This is a genomic window from Rhodococcus sp. EPR-147, assembly GCF_001647185.1.
In the GTDB taxonomy this organism is placed as follows: Bacteria; Actinomycetota; Actinomycetes; order Mycobacteriales; family Mycobacteriaceae; genus Rhodococcoides.
In genome coordinates this window covers 1-4,462 of record NZ_LVCU01000071.1, presented here as the reverse complement: position 1 = coordinate 4,462, position 4,462 = coordinate 1, and the positions used below count along the sequence as shown (strand labels likewise).

Sequence of the window (4,462 nt, the reverse complement as noted above, 5' to 3'; positions counted from 1 at the left end):
GGTCGGACTACAACGTGCTGCTGTTGAAGACGAACCTCGATGCGCTGAAGTGATCTGCATCGATCGTTCGATCGCCGCGTAGAGGTAGGCGTCGACGTCCAGATCGAGGTCTGCGCCGAGCAGTCCGCGGCGAGTGGTCGAAAGATACCTGCTCGACGGTTCGCCGGGCTCGCGCACGGTCGAACTGGTCAGCGTGAAGGCGGACCTTCCGTGGATGTCCGGAAGCCGTAGCAGTGCATCATATTTCCCGCGGAAGCTCTCGCCCTCTCGGTCCACTGTCAGCTGCGCCCACTGTCCGATGGCGAGCGTCTCCGTCGCCCCGATATCGACGGCTGCGACGACGTTCTCGACCGCGGCCAGATGAGCGAACTGGGCTCGCTCGATCAGATATCCGCGCCCTACAGAGCGATTCGCCGGATCGACCGTCGTGCAGATGAATGCGGACGCTCCGGTCCAGCGCCGGGAGACTCCCGCGAAATACAGCGCATGATCGATCCACAGCCATCGTTCTTCGGCGGGTGGTGACGCAGTGGGTGCCGGTGGGTGCGCACCGAATTCGGAGCGCTCGTCGGACCCGGTCAGGTAGGTATGGAACCTCTCGCGCAGCAGGTTGGACCCGTACGAGACGTACCACAGCCGATCGGTCACTCGGTCTCGAACAGCTGCCGGTATGCCTCGGCGAGCAGGTCGGACGCGAGGTCGTGGTTGTGTGATGCTGCGCCCGTTGAGTTTCCGGATCGCATCAGCCGGGCGTTGAGACCGTAGGCGAGGTCGTCGAACGCGTCGTCGTCGATGCCGAGGTCGACGTCCACGTCTTCTTCCAACAGAGCGCCGAGGTCGATCGACCACGACCACACGCGTTCGTCCCGGTGCGGACCGCGTCCTGCGCTGACCGTCTCGTTGGAGACCTCGAGCTGCTCGTCGGTGCGGTCGCGCGGAACGTTGGTGTTGATGCGCAGGTCGAGTTCTATGGTGTCGTCGTCGTGCACGATCTCGTCGACGCGGAGCGTCTCGAAGCCGCCGCATGTCAGCGTCACCAAGCGTCGCGGACCGGTCTCGGCGAGGTCTTCGGACAGGGCAGCGATCTGCCACAGGTACTTCTCGGTGTTCGCCGGGTCGGGGATCGAGGAATTGATGTAGTCGGCCACGATGCTGCGGATGGCGGGGTACGCGATGTGGTCGGACAGTTCCCAGAACTGCCTGCGTGCCTTGCCGACTGCCGTGTCGAGCAACGTCGCCCGCTTGGCTCTTTCTTTCGGCAGTGCGGATTTCGCGCTCGGTGCTTCGCCGATCGCGCCAGGATCGGAAGGGCGTTCGCGGAGGCGGGTCAGGCGCGACACGAGCTCCTGCAGCTGCTCCAGCTGATCTGCAGTTCCGGCCGCGAAATCGAGTGCCTCGATGTCGGCCCACACGTCGAGGTCCGCGGCGAACCGCGCGGCGACCGAATCTGCGTAGCCCGCGTAGGCCGAGCCGTCGGTGAAGTGCAGAACGTAGAGCCCGGCTCGGTGTTCCTTGGCCGCGAAGACCGTGGCGATGGATCCGGCGTCGGTGACGTCGAATCGTTCGTAGGCGAATCCGTCGGGTGTGGCAGCTGCGGTCATGGTCGTGAATCTACCGATTCGAGTGGAGAGCACCTATTTTCCACCTACGTCGCTTTATCGACTATCCGTTCCTCGCGCAGACGTATCAGGTGAACCCTTCCGAAGTGGCGCGTCGAATCTTGCTCGACGACCTCGCCGCCGTCACCGCTGTCTGGTGGTCCGCGATCGGCGGCAGCGATCCGAGTTGAGCTGCTGAGCAATTGCCGCGACGCGTGATCGTAACTGCCGAGAAACACCTCCGGTCTACGTTCGGGTTTCGGACAATTCAGGAGGCATCATGGCGCGGTCGATGGCGGAGCAGGCAGCGGAGACGATCACCAAGGGGATCGGACGTCGCGGATTCATTCAGGCGGTGGCCGCGCTGGGCGCGGGCGTCGGAATCGCCGGAACGGCAGCCTGTTCGACGTCGTCGTCGACGACCGCCGCCGCCGCGAGTTCGTCGGCCCCGGCACCGGTCGGGATTCTTCAGCCCGGCGCGGGCGACATCTCCGGCGATCACTACCTGAGTTCCGAAGTCGACAAGGTTCTGTGGGGGTACGTCCCGACGGTCGAGTCCGAATCGGTGCTGCAGATGAAGTCCGGTGAGACGGTGACCATCGATGCGCTCAGCCACGAGGGAATTCTCGAAGACCAGGGCCGCGATCCCGTCGAGTTCTTCGGCGGCAAAGGTGTATCCGAATCCGATGTGCTGCAGGACGCCATCGACATCGCCGGCGGGTACGACCGGACGGTCCGCAACTTCGACGTCGACGGACCGCACGTGGTGACGGGCCCGGTGTTCGTCGAAGGTGCGCAGCGTGGTGATGTGCTCAAGATCGAGACGCTCGAGGCGATTCCCCGCGTGCCGTACGGTGTGGTGTCGAGCCGGCACGGCAAGGGTTCTCTGGCGGTGACCGCGTCCGGTGAGGCACCCGCAGGTATCAGCCTGGACGAGGTGATGCCGCCGATCGGCAGCGATGGCAGGCCGTCGGGTGATCCGACGCAGTACGGCAACGTCTCCACGTTCACCGCCGTCGAGGACGGGCAGGGTGTGATGCGTTACGGCGATGCGGCCGTGCGCTTTCCGCTGCGCCCGTTCATGGGCATGATGGGCGTGGCGTTCGCCAGCGACCCGGGCCTGACGTCACCCAACGCGAACTCGATTCCGCCGACGCTCGGCGGCGGCAACATCGACGTCGGTTTGCTCGGTGTCGGATCGACGTTCTACCTCCCGGTGTTCGCCGAGGGTGCGTTGTTCTACGTCGGCGATCCGCACATGGCGATGGGCGACGGGGAGGTGGCGCTGACCGCGATGGAAGGTTCTCTGCGCGGAACCTTCCGGCTCACTGTCTGCAAGGCGGGCAGTGGTGATGCCCCGTCCGTCGCGTACTCGTATCCCTTTGCCGAGAACGAGGACTCGTGGATTCCGATCGGTCTGTCCGACCCGGACGGTGCCGTCGGCGGCCAGAGTTCGGACCTGAACGCCGCCATGCGTCGCGCCGTGGTCAACGCGCTCGACTTCCTCGAGACCGACCTCGGTATGGACCGGGCGACGGCCTACGCGTACCTCTCCGCGGCCGCGAACTTCACCGTGTCGCAGGTCGTCGACAAGACGGTCGGCGTGCACGGTCAGATCTCCAAGGCGCACTTCGACCGGTAGGAGTGCGCCTCCGGCGCAGTGGCGCGGGTAAGTGCCTCAGGGGGCACTTGATCACGCCACTGCCGAAGGCACCTCAGCGCTGTGCCGTCGCGATGAAGTGGCGGGTGGCGGCGTCGACGATATCCGCTGGGGTGACGGCTATCTCGTCGTTCAACCACGCGATGACCAGTTCCGCGAGTCCGCCGATGAACAGCAGGCCGTTGATCTCGGATTGTGGCTGCGGCCAGGCCTGTTCGCCGAACAGCTCGCGTGACTGCTCGGCGACCAGATGGGCGAACGCGCGCATGGACTGTCGTCGATAGTCGCGCAGTGAGTCGACGGCCAGCGACTCGATCATCGCGACGCGGCCCTTGCGTCGGTCGTCGGTGAGAACGCCGACGAACGCGGCGATGGCGTTGTGTACCTGGTCCTCGACGGTGGGGGCGGGGGAGTGCAGAGCGTCCAGGGCAGCGGCCCGGATCTCGTCGGATACCGACTCCACTACTTTCTCGAGCACATCCTCTTTGCTGGAGAAGTTTTGGTAGAAGTAGCGCTCGGTCAGCTTCGCCTCCGCGCAGATCGCGGTCATGGTCGTGTTCTGGGCACCGGCCGTCGAGAACACTTCGAGTCCGGCTTCGAGCAACCGTGCGCGACGGTCGGCGGTGCGATCGTCTGCGCTCATGCCGTTGTAGCGGCGCGTGGAAGCCATGAGTAGATCTTGACAGAGGGAGCAGGTGTGACGCAGACTACATCCCATCTGACAGGACGCTCTGTCAGATTGACGGAGGTCGACAATGGCACGTGCTCTCGCTGCTCCACCTGCTGATTCAACGCTCCAACCGGTCTACGGCGACGGCGGTATGCCCGTCGTCGGGCACACGCTCGAGTACATCCGAGATCCCCTCAAACTGCTCGGGAGTCGGTGGGAGAAGTACGGCGAGGTGTCGTGGCTGACGATGGCCGGTCAGAAGTGGGTCACCGTTCTGGGTCCGGACGCATGCCAAGAGGTGTTGCAGAACGCCGACAAGGCGTTCGCGAACGGTGACGGCTGGTCCCTGCTGATCGGCCCGTTCTTTCACGGCGGATTGATGTTGCTCGACTCCGAGGAGCATCTGAAGCACCGACGGATCATGCAGCAGGCCTTCACCAGGGACCGGCTCACCAAATCCGTCGAGGCGTTGAATCCTGTCACCGCAACCGGTTTGGACGCGTGGCAAGGCGGGCGCGACGTTCAGGTCTACCC

At 64.7% G+C, this 4,462-nt stretch carries 5 protein-coding genes; 2 read left to right on the top strand and 3 right to left on the bottom strand.

Annotation, left to right across the window (positions count from 1 at the left end; all coding sequences use genetic code 11):
* A partial coding sequence (locus A2J02_RS03820; RefSeq protein WP_068047040.1) for a hypothetical protein occupies nt 1-648 on the bottom strand: 648 nt, incomplete at its 3' end.
* A complete protein-coding gene (locus tag A2J02_RS28545) occupies nt 645-1,601 on the bottom strand; it encodes a hypothetical protein (protein ID WP_231893684.1) in 957 nt (318 codons plus the stop codon). The genes A2J02_RS03820 and A2J02_RS28545, both read right to left, overlap by 4 nt.
* A gap of 277 nt (nt 1,602-1,878) precedes the next feature.
* On the opposite strand from A2J02_RS28545, the gene A2J02_RS03810 reads away from it, so the two are divergent.
* Nucleotides 1,879-3,240, top strand: coding sequence for an acetamidase/formamidase family protein (locus A2J02_RS03810; protein ID WP_068047037.1), 1,362 nt, complete (start codon nt 1,879-1,881; stop codon nt 3,238-3,240).
* A 73-nt stretch (nt 3,241-3,313) separates the two neighbouring features.
* Here A2J02_RS03810 and A2J02_RS03805 read toward each other — a convergent pair whose 3' ends face one another.
* The gene (locus A2J02_RS03805; RefSeq protein WP_231893685.1) at nt 3,314-3,928 is read right to left on the bottom strand and encodes a TetR/AcrR family transcriptional regulator; all 615 of its coding nucleotides are present in this window, start codon (nt 3,926-3,928) and stop codon (nt 3,314-3,316) included.
* An 85-nt stretch (nt 3,929-4,013) separates the two neighbouring features.
* Here A2J02_RS03805 and A2J02_RS03800 point away from each other — a divergent pair.
* A partial coding sequence (locus tag A2J02_RS03800; protein WP_156516068.1) for a cytochrome P450 occupies nt 4,014-4,462 on the top strand: 449 nt, incomplete at its 3' end.